Source organism: Exiguobacterium aurantiacum (assembly GCF_001766415.1).
GTDB lineage: Bacteria > Bacillota > Bacilli > Exiguobacteriales > Exiguobacteriaceae > Exiguobacterium > Exiguobacterium aurantiacum_A.
Genome location: NZ_MKXO01000004.1, coordinates 83,997 through 98,876, shown reverse-complemented (window position 1 = coordinate 98,876; position 14,880 = coordinate 83,997). Strand labels below are relative to the sequence as shown.

Sequence of the window (14,880 nt, the reverse complement as noted above, 5' to 3'; positions counted from 1 at the left end):
GATTCACCTTTCCGTAGGAAAGAGGCGAGCAGGCTCGCCTCTTCAAAAATTAAGCTTGTTGTTTGCCGTGACAGTTTTTAAACTTCTTGCCTGAACCACACCAGCACGGGTCGTTGCGCCCGAGGCGTTGGTCTTCTGAACGGCGGACCGGTTTTTTCTTCACCGGTGCGTCGTCCTTGCCAGACACCGCCACTTCCTCCTCGACGACTTTCTCGCGTCGGAGGTTGTCGCCGACCTCGGCACGGAGCACGAAGCCGGTCACTTCTTCCGAGATGGCCGCGTTCATCGCGTCAAACATGCTGACGCCTTCCGCCTGATACTCACGGAGCGGGTCGTTCTGTCCGTAAGCACGCAAGTGGATGCCTTGACGAAGCTGGTCCATATGGTCGATGTGCGCCATCCAGTGCGAATCGACGGCACGGAGCACGATGATCTTCTCGAACTCGTTGAACCGGTCCGGCGGTGCGAGTTGACGTTTCGCCTCGTACTGGGCGTTCGTCCGCTCAAGCAACAGCTCAGTGATCTCTTCGCGTTCTTTGCCGTAGAAGTCTTTCCCGGCGACTGCGTTCTCGAGGGCGAGCGTCTGGTTGGCCCAGTGCGCCAGCTCGTCGATGTTCCATTCTTCCGGCACGAGTTCGAGCGGCGTGTATTGCGCCACGCCCATCTCGACCGTCTCACGGATCATCGAGCGAACGATATCGGTGACCGATTCGTTCTCGAGGATGCTGGCCCGGTCTTTATACATGACTTTCCGTTGGTCGGCCATGACGTTGTCGTAACCGAGCAGCTGTTTACGGGCATCATAGTTATTGCCTTCGACACGTTTTTGAGCCGACTCGACCGCTTTCGAGACCATGCGGCTCTCGATCGGTTGCGTGTCGTCCATGCCGAGGCGCTCCATCATGCTCTGGAGGCTGTCGGTCCCGAAGCGGCGCATGAGCTCATCTTCGAGTGACAAGTAGAACTGCGATTTACCCGGGTCGCCTTGACGACCGGCCCGACCGCGGAGCTGGTTGTCGATCCGGCGCGACTCGTGGCGCTCGGTACCGACGATGTAAAGACCGCCGAGCCCGATGACACCTTCGCCGAGCTTGATGTCGGTTCCGCGTCCAGCCATGTTCGTCGCGATCGTGACCGAACCTTTTTGTCCGGCGTTCTCGACGATTTCGGCTTCACGGGCGTGGTTTTTCGCGTTCAAGACTTCGTGTTTGATCTTCTTCTTCGTGAGTAGCTTGCTCAAATACTCAGACGTCTCGACCGCGACCGTACCGACGAGGACCGGTTGTCCGGTCGCGTGCGCCGAAGCGATCTCTTCGACGACGGCTTTGAACTTGCCTTCCATCGACTTGAAGATGAGGTCAGAACCGTCTTCACGGACGATCGGCTTGTTCGTCGGGATCGTGACGACTTGCATGTTGTAGATGTTACGGAACTCTTCTTCCTCCGTCTTCGCCGTACCGGTCATCCCGGCCAGCTTCTCATACATCCGGAAGTAGTTTTGGTACGTGATCGTCGCGAGCGTCATCGATTCCCGCTGAATCTCGACGCCTTCTTTCGCCTCGATCGCCTGGTGCAGACCTTCCGAGTAGCGGCGTCCGTCCATGACCCGACCTGTGAACTGGTCGATGATCATGACTTGGCCGTCGCGGATCATGTAGTCGACGTCATGATGCATGACGGCGTTCGCACGCAATGCGAGCCCGACGTGGTGGTTGACCGAAACGTGCTCGATCGCGAACAAGTTGTCGATGCCGAAGAACTTCTCGGCGAGGTCGACCCCTTTGTCCGTGAGTAACACCGATTTCGTCTTCACGTCGACCGTGTAGTCGTCTTCGAGCTTGAGCGTCCGGACGAACGCGTCGGCACGTGTGTACAACTCGGTCGATTTTTGGGCCGACCCTGAGATGATGAGCGGGGTCCGCGCCTCATCGACGAGGATCGAGTCGACTTCATCGACGATCGTGTAGTAGAGCTCACGCTGAACACGGTCTTCCTTATAAAGGACCATGTTGTCACGCAAGTAGTCGAACCCGAGTTCATTGTTCGTCGAGTACGTGATGTCACAGTTGTACGCCGCCTGCTTCTCGACGCGGTCCATGTTCGAGACGTTCAGTCCGACCGAGAGGCCGAGCGCGAAGTAGAGCGGTTCCATGAGTTCTTTGTCACGTTTCGCCAAATATTCGTTGACCGTCACGACGTGTACGCCACGGCCAGTCAGGGCGTTCAAGTAAACCGGGAGCGTCGCGACGAGCGTCTTCCCTTCACCGGTCTTCATCTCGGCGATGTCGCCGTTATGGAGCACGTAGCCCCCGATGAGCTGGACGCGGTAGTGACGCATGCCGAGCACGCGTTCTGACGCCTCGCGACAGACCGCGAACGCTTCCGGAAGGATATCGTCAAGCGTTTCCCCTTTATCCAGACGCTCACGGAATTCGACAGACTTCGCCTGAAGTGCTTCGTCAGACAACGCCTTCGTCGGCTCAGCGAATGACTCGACTAAGTCGGCTGCTTTTTCTGCTTTTTTCAATACTCGTTTCTGTGGAGCAAATAAATCTTTCAAAAAGTTCGCCATACGTTTTATCTCCTCTGCACTCAGTCAAAAATGCATGTTTTTTCCCTAATGTACAGTTTAACCGAAGTGACCCACGCTTTCAAGGAAAGGCAAAACGAAACGGCCCTCCAAGTCGGAGGGCCGTGTGAATTCAAAGTTAGATTATTCAGGTTCGATCAAGCCGTATTTACCGTCTTTCCGACGATAGACGACGTTCGTGTTCCCGGTCTCCGCGTCTGAGAAGACGAAGAAACTGTGACCGAGCATGTCCATTTGAAGGATCGCTTCTTCCGTGTCCATCGGCTTGAGCGTGAATCGCTTCGTCCGCACGAGTTCGAGTTCTGCCTCGTCCTCGTCGTACGCAGGAATGTCTTCAGAACCTTCGAGTGATTTGAAATACTCGCCGATCCCGCCTTCTTTGGCGCGTCCTTTACGGTTGAGCTTTGTTTTGTGTTTACGGATTTGACGCTCCAATTTGTCGACGACGAGGTCGATTGCCGCGTACATATCGAGGTTGGTTTCCTCAGCGCGAAGCAATAAGTTCGTCATCGGGATCGTCACTTCTACTTTTTGCTTTTCGTTGTACACTTTCAAGTTGACGTAAGCCGTCTGTGCATCCGTAGGAGTTGTGAAATACCGAGTCAACTTCTCCAGCTTTTTCTCGACATAGTCTTTGATGGCTGGTGTGACTTCAATGTTTTCGCCGCGAATGTTATAAATCATCTGAACTCCTCCTTAAAATAACCGCTTGAACCAATGATTCGTCATTTTGGACCGAATCTCCTGCCTCATTGCTTAAAAAGTTCTTAAAAAGAAAGCGGAAGCGGGTGGCTCATATATAGTATACCCCGAATTCAGTTTATTTGAAAACGTTATCATCAGAAAATAATGACAATTTTGTTCCGATGCTCACGCCTGCAATCGAATCGGTTGTATAGAAAGAAGTTACCCGTTATCACCGTTTTTAAACTCGTTTTCTTAAGAGAAAAATACTATGTAGACAAAACAAAAAACCGACTTCACGAGGAAGCCGGTTCACGGTTTGAAATTATAATTTTACAACGTTAGCCGCTTGTGGGCCGCGTTCGCCATCTACGATTTCAAACTCAACTTCTTGACCTTCGTCAAGAGCTTTGTAGCCGTCAGTTTGGATTGCTGAGAAGTGTACGAAAACGTCCTTGCCGCCTTCTACCTCGATGAAACCAAAACCTTTTTCTGAGTTAAACCATTTTACTTTACCTACCATGTGCAAATCCATTCCTTTCACCATTGAAGAATACAGAGGCTTTCCCTCTAGTAGCTATATTACCACCTTCTCGGTCACTATACAACCATTTTCTGCTATTTTGTAAATGAATCGTCTTTTGGCTTACATTGGAATTATATTTCCCTACTTTTCATATTGGCTTATTGAATTTACATTTTTTGTGATATATCATGGAAGGGATGATTTAGGTTTGTGCTTTTTTGAATATCGGCCGATCCTGAAAATCTAATACGAGGAGGATGGTGCAGCGTATGCGCCCCTACTATTCCGAGGAAAAATATCGCATCACGAAGCGAACCGTGGCGATCCTGCCTTGCTTTGACATGATGAAGCAATCGCGAATCATTCTCGAGGACGGCAGCGAAATCTCGACCCCGCTCCGGCCGTACCAGTTGCTGCAGCTCTCTTGCCGCCAGTACAACAGCTCGATCGAGGAACGGATCTTCGTCGCCAAACGCGTCGCCGGGGTCAAAGGCAAAGTGCCGGTCGTCATCGAACCGACGACGGGACTCGTCTTCTTCCCGACGAAATCGCCGAAACGTGAAGATTGCGAATGGTACGCCTGGTCCCACATTCGGGACATCGTGACTGTCGAGGGTGCCCCGAACGGCGTGATCGTCACGAAAGACGGTCACCGCATCCAGACGAACGCGACCGCGTACGTCTTAAAAAACCAGATCAAAGCGACCGGCGAATTAGTCGCCCGGTTCCAACAACTGAACATGAGCCCTGCGCTCGAATCTTGACCTGCCTTCCGTCGTTTGACGGGAGGTTTTTTTATGGTGATTTTGCTTCACTTTTTGAAAAAGAGGTCGATATATTGGTCGAGGTGACAACAATGCAAATCCAAGCGCAACTCGCTACAACCGTAGCCGCGAACGCGGGTGTCCAGATGAACCGCGTCTATAAAGCTGAAATCGTCAAACAGACCGGTCCTGACACGGCCATCGTCAAGGTCGGCGGCGAACAAGTCGAGGTCACGTTCAAAGACGGGCTGCCGAAGACGAACCCGTTCCAACTAATGCTCGTCGAAGAGGACGGGGTGTTGCTCGGGACCGTCGTCGTCAAACAAGAAACGGAGACGACGGACGCACCGGCGCAAGGGACGAAACCTGAGACGAAAGTCGATACGAAAATCCAAGCGCTGCTCGCATCGCTCCCGCCCGAAGTGCGGAGCGCCGTCAGCCGCTTGATCCAATCGGGACGCCTGCCTATGAACGAGGACACGGTCCGCTTGCTCGAGACCGTCTTCAAAGGTGACATGCGCGACGCCGTCTTGTTCTTGCGCACGATGGACGCACCCGTCGTCAAACCGGACGTGGCCCGTGACATCGCGGTCGCTTCATTAGATGAAGCGAAACGTCAACTTAAGGTGCCGACACCGGACGCGCCGTACCCGCAAAAAGAGCGCTACGTCGAACTCGTCAACTTGTCGCGCCCGGCCACAGAACGGGTCACACCGACACCGGAGACGGTCGACCGGCTGATCAAAGAACTCCCGGCCGCACCACCCGCCCGTCCCGAACCGAGGGAAGCCTTGCCGCCCGTAGGCGGACGCCAAGTCGTGGTCAGGGAAGTGACGACGCATCTCGCTGCCGTGACGAACACGTTCCGCGCAGAACAGGCGACCGTGACGAAACAGCTCGGACAAGTCGCGGCGCTCGTCGAGACCAAACCGCATTTGGCCCGCCCTGCCTTAGAGACGGTCGGGACGCGTCTGACGCAGCTCATCCAAAAGACGGACGCGCTGTTACATACCGACGCTAGGCAAGAGAAAACGCTCGTCGCGATGACGGCGAAGCTCGACGTCGCCTTGTCACTGTTGTCGACGAAGCCTGCCGAGAGTGCCGCCCTCATCAAAGACGTGCGCACGGCGTTGAACGAGTTCCGCTACGTGCCGAACCAGGTCCGCGTCGAATACATCCCGCATGGCGCCACTCGTGCCGGTGAGGTCCACGTGACACCGCTCCGCCTTGACGCCAACCTGTCAGGCCGCCACGTCCAAGAGACGGCGCAGCGCGTCCAGACGGCCGCGCAACAGGCGCAAGCACAAACGTCGCAAGCCGTGCAGGCATCGGCACTATCGGTCCGATCGGAGGCGGCGTCACCGGAAGCGGCGCGCCTCGCCTCGTTCTTCCAAGTCCAACAGACGATCAACCGGCTCGACGGCGGGCAGCTCCATCAGCTCCTGCTCTCCCTGCCGGGGAAAGTCCAGGAGATCGACACCGGCATCCACGTCCACATCCAAAACCGGGAAGCCGGCGACGTCGTCGATTGGGAGAACAGTGTCCTCTACATCCGGCTCGAGACACCTCGCTTAGGCGAGATCGGCGTGAAAGTCGAAGCACTCGACCGCAACCTCCGGCTCACACTCGAACATGATGACCCGACGGTCGAACGGATCGCGCGACCGCTGCTCGGCAAGATCGAGACGACGCTCGAAGCGATCGGCTACCGGAGCGTGACGACCCAGTTCCGCCCGTTGACGAAAGCCGAGAAAGTCGAAGTCGAACCAGAGCGCACACAGACGACCGGCTATGACTTTAGAATCTAGGAGGCCCTTATGTATCAACGCATGGATTTGACGAAACGTAAGACGGCCGCCGTCGTCCGTTATGACGAGACGACCGACCGGGCCCCGGTCATCGTTGCCCGCGGCACAGGTGCCGTCGCCGACAAGATTTTGGAAGAGGCACGCTCGCGCGGTGTGGCCATCGAGCACGACCATTCGCTCCTCGGCCACCTGCTCGACCTTGACCTCGGGGATGCCATCCCGCCGGAACTATATGACGTCATGGCCGAAGTGCTGCTTTTAATAGAAGAACTTGACTCAATCAAAGGAGAACAATCATGAATTCGAACCGATTATATGAAATGAGCCCGGAGGAGTTGACGCAAGCGATGCTCCACGCGCTCACCTACCATTACGAGACCGCGCTGACCGCGACGATTGCCGAGCGCAACCGTCATCTGCGCCAAGCGCGCGAACTGCTCGCTAAACTGTACCAAGGACTTCATGACGGCGGCGGCATCATCTCGGCCCAGCTCGAGGAATTGTATTTGTATATGGCGAAAGGCAGCCTCGAGGCGCTGATCGAACAAGACTTAGGTAAAATCGAAGAGCTCCACTCGCTCGCGACCAACTTAGAGATGACGTGGGACGAGGCCATCGAAAAGGCCCGGCTCCAACCCGCACACGTAGGAGGAAACCGTTATGAAAATTACCAATAACATTCAAGCGTTGAAAGCCTATACGTCGCTGTCGCTCAACCAGACGACGATGAAGAAGACGATGGACCGGCTCTCGAGTGGCGTCCGTATCAACAAGGCGTCGGACGACGCGGCCGGTCTCGCCATCTCCGAGAAGATGCGGATGCGCCTCGACTCGTTGTCGATGGCCGAGCGCAACACGCTCGACGGTATCTCGCTCACGCAGACGCTCGAGGGCGGCATGAACGAGACGCACTCGCTCCTGCAGCGCATGCGCGAACTGTCAGTCCAAGCTGCGAACGGGACGTTGAGCCCGGACGATACGAAAGCGATCCAAGAAGAGATCAGTGCCTTGACAGAAGAAGTGTCCCGCATCGCCGAGTCGACCGAGTTCAACTCGAAGAAGATCATGAACGGTGACTATGTCGCCGGGAACGAGACACTCTTCTTCCAACTCGGGGCCGGCAGCGGTGAAGGCGTCGTCTTGAACGTCGCCGATATGCGCGCGGAAGCGCTCGGCATCGACGGGCTCGACGTCACGACACCAGGCGGCGCAAACGACGCCATCGCCAAGTTCGATAAAGCGATCAACGACGTCTCCCTCGAACGCTCGAAGCTCGGGGCCATTCAAAACCGGTTGGAAGCGAACATCGGTGTCGTCACGATCGGTTCAGAGAACTTGACCGCGTCTGAGTCACGCATCCGCGACGCCGACATGGCCCGCGAGATGATGGACTTCGCCCGCCTCAACATCTTGAACCAGTCCGGCATGGCGATGATCGCCCAGTCGAACGCGTTGCCGCAAGGCGTGTTACAATTGTTGAACTAACTTACAGAAAGGACGAGGCCTGATGGACATTCGTCGAATTATGGAGACCCAGTCGCTTCACGGCGCGGGCAAAGCCAAGCGGCCTGACGCGGAACCTGGCGTCTCGTTCCAGAACGTGATTGGACAAAAACGCGAAGACCGCGAATACGAGCGCTTCCAGCGCCAGATCGCGGCCATTCACGATCAAGGTGAGCTCCTCGCCGAGAGCCAGACGGTCGAGTCGCTCACCGAATATAAACGATTGATCAAAGACTTTATGAAAGACGCCGTTGACGCGGCGCTCAGCCTCGAAGACAAACGCGGGTTCAACCGCCGGGGCCGAGCCAAGATCTATAAGATCGTCGAGCAGGTCGACCAGAAACTGCTCGCACTGACGGACCAGGTCATCTCAGGAGAAGCGTCACGCCTGTCGCTCCTCGACCAAGTCGGTGAGATCCGCGGACTTCTCGTCAACGTGTACGTATGAGGTGACGTATGGCTGAACATTTGTTTTCGAAGAAAGTGAAATGCCCGTACTGTTTGAAGGAAAGTGTGACACCACGCATCTTATCGCGCCATATCCGGCCGCAAGAAGTCGCGAAGGACGGCTATACGACATACGACGGCGAAAACCCGTACTTGTATGAGCCGGTCGTCTGCAGCCATTGCCACCTCGTCTTCCACGACTCATTCGATAAAGTCCGCAAAAACAACCGCGAGGCGCTCGAGACGAACTATTTGTCCCGGGTCAACCCGGAGACGCTCGAAGGCGACCGCACGCCCGAGCACGTCATCCAACTGTACAAGTTCGCCGTCATGACGGCGCAGCTGAGCGGACAGAAGCCGTCGGTCGTCGCCATGCTCGGGATGCGTCTCGTCTGGATGAACCGCTTGATCGGGAACGGGGCGGCCGAGAAGGAATGGATGCAGCGGACGCTCGATAAATATAACGAAGTGCAGGAAGCCTATACCGACCAGATTCGGACCGGCCTGCCGTACGATCAGCTCATGTTGCGGATCGCCGACTTGTCGGCCGCCCTCGGTCTGTATGAGGACGCCCGGCGTTGGTACGGGATCTTGCTCGGCAGCAAGGAAGTATCAGAACGGATCCGGACGCAAGCGAAGGATCATTGGGAAGACTTTCGGGCCGAGCACGCCTAAAAGGGAAAGCCGCGGCTTTCCCTTTTCGCATACAAAAAAACCGCGCTCATCCACTCACGGACAAACGCGATCGACCCTCTTAACGGATGAACCCCCAAACCGAAAGGAGATACGCGCGATCTGACTCGCGACAAAACCTAAACAGGGCACCCAAGAACCGATCACGCGGTGGCGTCTTGCACGGTTCTACTCCATTATAAATCGCATTTCGTTATTTTACTATTGTTTTCACCGAAGATTTTTCGGGGTATTGTTTATATGAATGAAAAGGAGGACGTCATATGTTTGAACAACGTTACCTAACCGAAGTACGAAGCATCTTCCAAGAACAGAAACAGCTCGCAGAAAGCGCGCTCAATCAAGTAAGTGATGACGACCTGCATCGCGTGCTCGCACCGGACACGCTCTCGCTCGCCGTCATCGTGCAACATATCTCGAACAACATGTTATCACGTTGGACCGACTTCTTGACGACCGACGGGGAGAAACCGGACCGGAACCGCGACGCCGAGTTCGAGGACCAACAGTTGTCCCGCACCGAGCTGATGGCGACGTGGGACGAGCGTTGGCAACTGTTAGACGATGTCTTGGCGAGCCTCACACCGGACGACATCGGTGTAAGACCGTGTTCATCCGCGGTGAAGAGAAGAGCGTCATCTGGGCGATCGAGAAGCAAGTCTCCCACTACAGCTATCACGTCGGCCAGATCGTCTACTTGGCGAAGGTATTCGCCGGAGAGACCTGGAACGTGTTGACGATTCCGTTGCCGCATCAGCGCTGACATGGCGGCGCTCGTCGCGTTCACCACACGCGTCCGCTGTCACCAGGTGTTCGGACGCCAGCCCATTGTTTTTATAGGGTACCGACATAAGCGCATCATCCCTATGACAAGCCTTTTCCTTCCTTGCATGTTACTTCACAAACGCGAAACATGTTTCATTCGTTGAAACGTGTTTTTTTGTGCGTGCTACCTATTCGATTCCCCTTTTCCCCATGGTAGTATTCAATTTGTAAAGCGCTTACAAAAATGATATGTCAAAGGATGGATGTTTATGAAGCGAGCAGTCAACATATTGCAAGACTTCGGAAAATCATTGTTCGCTCCGGTTCTCATTTTACCAATCGTCGGGCTTTTCATCGCCTTCGGGAACATGTTCGGTAACGGGAACCTAGCGACTTATGTCCCATTTTTGAGCAATCCATATATCCAAGGATTCGGACAACTATTATCCGGCAGTGCCGTGGCAATCCTAGTCAACCTCGCACTCGTGTTCGCGGTCGGTATTCCGATTGGTCTCGCTAAAAAAGATAAAGGCTACGCCGCGTTGACCGGTCTTGTCACGTTCATCATTTTCATGAACGCGATGAACTTAACGCTCAGCCTGACCGGGAACTTGGCCGATGCGGAATCGATGCGTGCTGCAGGCCAAGGAATGGTTCTCGGTGTGCAAGTTCTCGAGATGGGCGTCTTCGCCGGAATCCTGATCGGTGGACTTGTCGGTTATCTGCACAATAAGTATTCCGGTGTTCAATTCGAAGGCGTCATGGCCATTTACTCTGGCCATCGATTCGTCGTCATTCTAGCGATTCCGACCGCAATCGTCCTCGGGTTCGCCATGACGTTCGTTTGGCCTTATGCGCAAAGCGTGATCACGAGTTCGGCCTACTTCATCAAGAGCGCTGGTGCGTTTGGGGTCTTCTTGTATGGATTCTTGGAGCGGGTCTTAATCCCGACCGGCCTACACCACCTCGTCTACACCCCGTTCCTGTATACGGAGCTCGGCGGAACGGCCGAAGTTTGCGGACAAGTGTATAATGGCGCCCGCAACATCTACTTCGCGGAGATGGCCTGTCAGGACGTGACGCAATTGAGCACGACTGCCGTCTGGGATGCGCGAGGCATCGCCAAGATGTTCGGTTTGACGGCTGCCGCTCTCGCCATGTACGTCACGGCGTCACCAGCTAAGAAGAATGCAGCGAAAGCCATCCTCTTCCCTGCCGCCTTGACGTCATTCTTACTCGGAGTAACAGAACCGCTCGAATTTGCGTTCTTGTTCACGGCACCGTTGCTCTTCGTCGTCCATGCTGTGTTGACTGGTTTCGGGATGACACTCTATTACCTTCTCGACGTCCACGCAATCGGGGCCAATGGCGCCATCGATTTCGTCCTGTACAATTTGCCGCTCGGTCTTGAAAAATCGAACTGGCACATGTATATCCTGGTCGGTCTCATCATGTCAGCTGTATATTTCATCGTCTTCCGGACGCTGATCCTGAAACTCGACTTGAAGACACCGGGCCGTGGGGATGAAGCAGAAGACATCAAACTTTACGACAAAAAAGATTACCAAGCCAAACAGACAGGCGAAGCAGCGGCGACGGACCTCGGTGTCGGTCACGTCATCATCGATGGTCTTGGCGGCCGTGACAACATCGACACGGTGGACAATTGTTACACACGCTTACGCGTCATCGTCAAAGACACGAGCAAGATCGATGAGCCGACGCTGCTCTCGACCGGGGCCAAAGGAGTCATCACATCAGGAGACAACATCCAAGTCGTATACGGTCTGCATGTGAAGAAAATGCGGGATGCTGTCGAAGAAGCATTATAACAAGGAGGAACTTGAACATGAAACAACAATCACCTTTCATCTTAACAATCGTCGGTGGCGGTAGCACCTATACACCGGGTATCGTGAAAAGCCTGATGGTACGGCTCGAAGAATTCCCGCTCAAGGAAATTCGCCTGTACGACATCGATGCCGATCGCCAACTCGCCGTCTCGAAAGTCGTTCAATATGTCATCAATCAACATACCGACCAAGTGAAACTCACCGTGACGACAGACCCGAAGGAAGCGTTCACAGATGCGGATTACGTGTTTGCCCAAATGCGGGTCGGCAAATACAAGATGCGGGAGCATGATGAAAAAATCCCACTCCGTCATCAAGTCGTCGGTCAGGAGACGTGTGGGCCAGGCGGACTCGCCTACGGTCTTCGCACGATCGAACCAATGATAGAGTTGATCGACTTCGTCGAGGCTTACGCGAACGACGCATGGATCATTAACTACTCAAACCCAGCCGCAATCGTCGCCGAAGGCATTCGTCGCTTACGCCCAACTGCGAAAGTGCTCAACATCTGTGACATGCCGGTCGGCGTGATGCGCAACATGGCCGCCGTGCTCGGGGTCGAACGTGAAGATTTGACGGTCAACTATTTCGGCCTCAACCACTTCGGCTGGTTCACGGAAGTGTTCGTCGACGGGGAAGACAAGTTGCCTGAACTACGGGAACATATCGCTAAGTTCGGTTTATTGACCGAAGACATCTCGGTGATCGACGTACAACATTCAGATCCTTCATGGGTGAAGACGTATAAGAACATCAAACCGCTCATGGATTACTTCCCGGAATATATCCCGAATCCATACATGCAGTACTACTTGATGAGCACGGATATCGTCGAAGGGTCGAATCCTGAGCACACCCGTGCCAACGAGGTGATGGCGGGTCGAGAGAAGACACTATTCGAGGCTATCCGCACGTTCGACGAAACAGGCGAGATGCCTGAAGCGTTCCACGTCGGCGTCCATGGAATTTTCATCGTCGATGTCGCCATCTCGCTCGCGTTCGACCGCCGCGAACGTCACCTCGTCATCGTCGAGAACAATGGCGCCATCGCCAACATCCCGGACGATGCGATGGTCGAAGTTCCGGCTTACATCACGTCACACGGTCCAGAGCCGATTCGTGTCGGCCACATCCCGCTCTTCTATAAAGGCTTGATGGAGCAACAGCTCGCCAGTGAGAAGCTGCTCGTCGAAGCGACGATCGAGAGATCTTACGAAAAAGCGCTACAGGCGTTCACGTTGAACAAGACGGTCCCGTCGGCCCGTCACGCCAAAGAGATTTTAGATGAGATGATCGAGGCGAATTCAGGTTTTTGGCCAGTTCTTGAGCCCAAACAACCTCTCGTCCGCAATTGACGAAAGAAGCGGTCCTTCACGGGGACTGCTTCTTTTTTTCGTTCCACTCGCTTATGATGAGATAGTGTGAAAGGAGAGATGGACGATGGAACCATCCGTATGGGATTTGTTAAAAGGGAAAAACCGTTTGACGGAGATGGAGTATAGCGTCTTGCTGTTCGCTGCCGAAAACGTCTCCCTCGTGCGCGAGATGAACATTCGTGAACTGGCGGCACGTTGCTACACGTCACCTGCGACGATTATCCGTCTTTGCAAAAAGCTGGGATTTAAAGGTTACAGCGAATTCCTGTTTTTCTTGAAAGGACAGCAGCCAACATTGCATCAAACGCAAACGACTCACTTTGAAGCGTGGGACGACCAATTTAAAATGTTTTTGACCAATTTCGAGCGGACGAATACGTTGATCTCCGAGCAGACCCTCGCCTTCCATCGTTTGCTGGACGAAAGTCGATCGATTTTCTTATATGGAGCTGGATTCTCGACTTTTTTTGCCGAGTACATGGCGAAGAAGTTACATTTACTAAAGAAGCAAGCATGGGTCAGTTCGGCCGGGGACAGCCGCAGCCTGTTTCTCGCCCATATTGAACACCAAGATCTGTTCATCGCCTTCTCACGTAGTGGCGAGACCGAATCGGTGCTCGAGAAGGCACAGATCGCCAAACAACACGACATCCCCGTCATCGCCTTCACGCGCGCGACGAAGAATCGATTGGGTGATCTCGCTTCCGTACATATTCCTATTTATGACGATCAACGAGAAGAGTCGAAGGCGGCTTCTTCTTACGATTCAAATCTATTACTCGTGATGGAGATGCTCCTTCATCGCTGACAATGGTCGCACCAGTCTTCTGGCGCGACCATTCATCATTTCTCAACGTTGATTGTATACTCGTAACGATCTTCTCCGATTGAATTATAATCGGCGTCGAACGGTCCATCGACGACAAGTTTCAATTCGGTCAACTCTTCCGGCAGCGCCTTGACGAAGAAGAGGATGTTCCCTTCTTTTTTCACTTTGCCGAGGAACTCGCCACCGACGTCATCCGAGAACCACATGTCGGCCGTCACTTGCTCCCCTGTGTTCGTGACGAGCGTCGCTTGGTTCGGATGGAAACTGACTGTATCGTCGACCGTGTTTTCAACGATGGCGTTGACGGCGACGACCGTCACTTCTTCTCGGCCTTCGAACGAATCACGATACGCTTCTGCGACTTGGAGCCGTGACGTCTGCACTTTATCGATGGTAAACGTCAGGGAAGCAATCGTCTCTTGAATGTCGAGCGCTTTGTTCTTCATGTAGATTGTGTTCGCCCCAAGCTCACTGTCTTGCACTTCAGCCTCATCTTTCGTTTCCATTTCTTCTTGTGCAGCGGATTCTTTCGCTTCTTCTGCTACCGCGACTTCTTTTGTTTCGGTTGCCATCGTTTTCAATTCGTCCGCCTCCCCGCAGCCGACGAGTAGCGCGAGTGGTAAGGCAAATAGGAATCCGTATCGTTTCATGTTCATTTAAAATCTCTCCTTTTTATGTGACGAGTGATGGTTGATACAACGAGCATAACGGATTCATCCACCTGACCGGGGCAATAAAAAGCAACAGGTCCATACCCCGTCACAATAAAAAACAAGGCTCGCAATTGAGCCTTGTTCGGTCTTGACATTTATCCTCGAGCTTTTAAGTCTTCTTCTTCATACGGGTCAGGATTCTCCTCGATCGGTGCGTCATCTTCGACGTAAGCCTCGAGTTTCGGGTCCCGTTCCACGTATTCATCGTACGCCCCTTCTGGACCGTAGACGAAGTAACGACGATCTTTCGATGACTTAGGCTTTACCTTTTTCTCACTCATCTCGTTTCCCTCCTCATTCCAGAAAAGAAGCAACGGGTATAGTGGTAT

Annotated in this window: 16 protein-coding genes and 1 pseudogene; 12 read left to right on the top strand and 5 right to left on the bottom strand. The window is 54.0% G+C overall.

Translation table 11 applies throughout. From position 1 onward, the window contains the following. Window positions 1-49: 49 nt before the first annotated feature. The 3 genes from secA to cspD form a co-directional block, all read right to left on the bottom strand. Window positions 50-2,572, bottom strand: coding sequence for a preprotein translocase subunit SecA (gene secA, locus BJU60_RS09640; RefSeq protein ID WP_070328671.1), 2,523 nt, complete (start codon window positions 2,570-2,572; stop codon window positions 50-52). A 141-nt stretch (window positions 2,573-2,713) separates the two neighbouring features. Further along, window positions 2,714-3,274, bottom strand: coding sequence for a ribosome hibernation-promoting factor, HPF/YfiA family (hpf, locus tag BJU60_RS09635; RefSeq protein ID WP_016508657.1), 561 nt, complete (start codon window positions 3,272-3,274; stop codon window positions 2,714-2,716). A 325-nt stretch (window positions 3,275-3,599) separates the two neighbouring features. After that, window positions 3,600-3,797, bottom strand: coding sequence for a cold-shock protein CspD (gene cspD / locus BJU60_RS09630; protein WP_035386012.1), 198 nt, complete (start codon window positions 3,795-3,797; stop codon window positions 3,600-3,602). Window positions 3,798-4,057: 260 nt separating this feature from the next. Here cspD and BJU60_RS09625 point away from each other — a divergent pair, with 260 nt between their 5' ends. The 12 genes and pseudogenes from BJU60_RS09625 (at window position 4,058) to BJU60_RS09575 (ending at window position 13,817) form a co-directional block, all read left to right on the top strand. Beyond that, window positions 4,058-4,564, top strand: coding sequence for a competence protein ComK (locus BJU60_RS09625; protein WP_236633350.1), 507 nt, complete (start codon window positions 4,058-4,060; stop codon window positions 4,562-4,564). A 92-nt stretch (window positions 4,565-4,656) separates the two neighbouring features. Next, window positions 4,657-6,372, top strand: a complete 1,716-nt coding sequence (locus BJU60_RS09620) for a hypothetical protein (protein ID WP_254281686.1) — start codon at window positions 4,657-4,659, stop codon at window positions 6,370-6,372. Between the two features lie 9 nt (window positions 6,373-6,381). Further along, the gene (locus BJU60_RS09615) at window positions 6,382-6,672 is read left to right on the top strand and encodes an EscU/YscU/HrcU family type III secretion system export apparatus switch protein (RefSeq protein WP_035386013.1); all 291 of its coding nucleotides are present in this window, start codon (window positions 6,382-6,384) and stop codon (window positions 6,670-6,672) included. Next, window positions 6,669-7,049 carry a flagellar export chaperone FliS gene (gene fliS / locus BJU60_RS09610; protein ID WP_070328668.1) on the top strand — a complete coding sequence of 127 codons (381 nt, stop codon included), beginning with the start codon at window positions 6,669-6,671 and terminating at the stop codon, window positions 7,047-7,049. Before BJU60_RS09615 ends, fliS begins: the two co-directional genes overlap by 4 nt. Then, complete coding sequence (locus BJU60_RS09605; protein WP_070328667.1) at window positions 7,033-7,857, top strand: flagellin; 825 nt, start codon at window positions 7,033-7,035, stop codon at window positions 7,855-7,857. The genes fliS and BJU60_RS09605 overlap by 17 nt, the downstream gene beginning before the upstream one ends. A gap of 22 nt (window positions 7,858-7,879) precedes the next feature. Next, window positions 7,880-8,323 (top strand): YaaR family protein, encoded by a 444-nt coding sequence (locus BJU60_RS09600; protein WP_016508634.1) that lies wholly within the window; start codon window positions 7,880-7,882, stop codon window positions 8,321-8,323. A gap of 8 nt (window positions 8,324-8,331) precedes the next feature. Beyond that, a complete protein-coding gene (locus BJU60_RS09595; protein ID WP_070328666.1) occupies window positions 8,332-8,997 on the top strand; it encodes a DUF2225 domain-containing protein in 666 nt (221 codons plus the stop codon). A gap of 281 nt (window positions 8,998-9,278) precedes the next feature. After that, window positions 9,279-9,563, top strand: a pseudogene (locus BJU60_RS15480) (DUF1572 family protein); the annotation flags it as partial. Then, entirely contained in the window at window positions 9,551-9,778 is a 228-nt protein-coding gene (locus BJU60_RS15475; protein WP_367946377.1) for a DUF1572 family protein, read from the top strand. The pseudogene BJU60_RS15480 and the gene BJU60_RS15475, both read left to right, overlap by 13 nt. Window positions 9,779-10,109: 331 nt before the next feature. Beyond that, the gene (locus BJU60_RS09585) at window positions 10,110-11,612 is read left to right on the top strand and encodes a PTS transporter subunit EIIC (RefSeq protein ID WP_370252124.1); all 1,503 of its coding nucleotides are present in this window, start codon (window positions 10,110-10,112) and stop codon (window positions 11,610-11,612) included. Window positions 11,613-11,629: 17 nt separating this feature from the next. Next, window positions 11,630-12,988 carry a 6-phospho-alpha-glucosidase gene (locus BJU60_RS09580; RefSeq protein WP_070328664.1) on the top strand — a complete coding sequence of 453 codons (1,359 nt, stop codon included), beginning with the start codon at window positions 11,630-11,632 and terminating at the stop codon, window positions 12,986-12,988. 85 nt (window positions 12,989-13,073) lie between these two features. Beyond that, window positions 13,074-13,817, top strand: coding sequence for a MurR/RpiR family transcriptional regulator (locus BJU60_RS09575; RefSeq protein WP_070328663.1), 744 nt, complete (start codon window positions 13,074-13,076; stop codon window positions 13,815-13,817). A gap of 35 nt (window positions 13,818-13,852) precedes the next feature. Here the strand turns inward: BJU60_RS09575 and BJU60_RS09570 are convergent, their stop codons facing one another. Together BJU60_RS09570 and BJU60_RS09565 are read right to left on the bottom strand one after the other, a co-directional pair. After that, a complete protein-coding gene (locus tag BJU60_RS09570; protein WP_070328662.1) occupies window positions 13,853-14,494 on the bottom strand; it encodes a hypothetical protein in 642 nt (213 codons plus the stop codon). Between the two features lie 152 nt (window positions 14,495-14,646). Further along, window positions 14,647-14,832 carry a hypothetical protein gene (locus tag BJU60_RS09565; protein WP_016508670.1) on the bottom strand — a complete coding sequence of 62 codons (186 nt, stop codon included), beginning with the start codon at window positions 14,830-14,832 and terminating at the stop codon, window positions 14,647-14,649. Window positions 14,833-14,880: the final 48 nt, after the last annotated feature.

Coding starts and splice junctions, on each gene's coding strand:
- secA (WP_070328671.1), bottom strand. CDS start 2,572: ATGGCGAACTTTTTGAAAGATTTATTTGCTCCACAGAAACGAGTATTG.
- hpf (WP_016508657.1), bottom strand. CDS start 3,274: ATGATTTATAACATTCGCGGCGAAAACATTGAAGTCACACCAGCCATC.
- cspD (WP_035386012.1), bottom strand. CDS start 3,797: ATGGTAGGTAAAGTAAAATGGTTTAACTCAGAAAAAGGTTTTGGTTTC.
- BJU60_RS09625 (WP_236633350.1), top strand. CDS start 4,058: ATGGTGCAGCGTATGCGCCCCTACTATTCCGAGGAAAAATATCGCATC.
- BJU60_RS09620 (WP_254281686.1), top strand. CDS start 4,657: ATGCAAATCCAAGCGCAACTCGCTACAACCGTAGCCGCGAACGCGGGT.
- BJU60_RS09615 (WP_035386013.1), top strand. CDS start 6,382: ATGTATCAACGCATGGATTTGACGAAACGTAAGACGGCCGCCGTCGTC.
- fliS (WP_070328668.1), top strand. CDS start 6,669: ATGAATTCGAACCGATTATATGAAATGAGCCCGGAGGAGTTGACGCAA.
- BJU60_RS09605 (WP_070328667.1), top strand. CDS start 7,033: ATGAAAATTACCAATAACATTCAAGCGTTGAAAGCCTATACGTCGCTG.
- BJU60_RS09600 (WP_016508634.1), top strand. CDS start 7,880: ATGGACATTCGTCGAATTATGGAGACCCAGTCGCTTCACGGCGCGGGC.
- BJU60_RS09595 (WP_070328666.1), top strand. CDS start 8,332: ATGGCTGAACATTTGTTTTCGAAGAAAGTGAAATGCCCGTACTGTTTG.
- BJU60_RS09580 (WP_070328664.1), top strand. CDS start 11,630: ATGAAACAACAATCACCTTTCATCTTAACAATCGTCGGTGGCGGTAGC.
- BJU60_RS09575 (WP_070328663.1), top strand. CDS start 13,074: ATGGAACCATCCGTATGGGATTTGTTAAAAGGGAAAAACCGTTTGACG.
- BJU60_RS09570 (WP_070328662.1), bottom strand. CDS start 14,494: ATGAACATGAAACGATACGGATTCCTATTTGCCTTACCACTCGCGCTA.
- BJU60_RS09565 (WP_016508670.1), bottom strand. CDS start 14,832: ATGAGTGAGAAAAAGGTAAAGCCTAAGTCATCGAAAGATCGTCGTTAC.